This is a genomic window from Streptomyces sp. SID3212, from assembly GCF_009865405.1.
GTDB lineage: Bacteria > Actinomycetota > Actinomycetes > Streptomycetales > Streptomycetaceae > Streptomyces.
Genome location: NZ_WWJY01001158.1, coordinates 1 through 665 on the forward strand (window position 1 = coordinate 1; position 665 = coordinate 665).

General features: G+C 75.6%; 1 pseudogene. It reads left to right on the forward strand.

Annotated features, from left to right (window positions below):
- A pseudogene (locus GT042_RS39615) lies at positions 1 to 418 on the forward strand (DNA polymerase III subunit gamma and tau); the annotation flags it as partial.
- Positions 419 to 665 lie beyond the last annotated feature (247 nt).

Genomic DNA, 665 nt, shown 5'->3' on the forward strand with positions numbered 1-665 from the left:
GGGGGCCGGAGGCGGTACGGGGGGGACAGGCGGCGGCGGATACGGCTCCCGGCCCACCGGCTCCCCCCAGGCCACCGCATCCGGCTCCGCCGCCCCCGGTCCGTCGGGGGCGTCCGCGTCCCCGGGCGGGTACGGATCCCCGGCGTCCGCCCAGGGGCAGGGCCAGGGGCAGAGACCGGGACAGGGACAGGGTTACGGCCAAGGCCAGGGGCAAGGTCATGGCCCGGCATCGTCCTTGCCGGGCGGGCCCGGCGGTCCAGCCAGCGGCCAGGGTTTTTCCGCGCCCAACCCCGTCGCCCCCGAGGACGACACCCCCGAGGAGGACGACCCCGACCTGGTCGACTCCGCGCTCTCCGGCCATGACCTGATCGTGCGAGAGCTGGGCGCGACCATCGTGGAGGAATACACGAACGAGTAGAACGCCCCCGCCGACGCCCTTGCCTCCGCCAGCGACCCGCCCCCTGTGGGGATGGCCCCCTGTAACTCCCCGCTGCGGGGGATCACCTGCTCCCCGCACCTCCGGGGATGGACCCTCCGGGGTGGGCCACACTGCTGGCACGATCAACTGCTCCCCGCGCCTGCGGAGATGGCCCCAAGGGGCGACTGCCGGACGGTGGACTGCGGCCCAGCGCCCCGGCGACGACCCTGCCCCGCCAGGGCCAGCG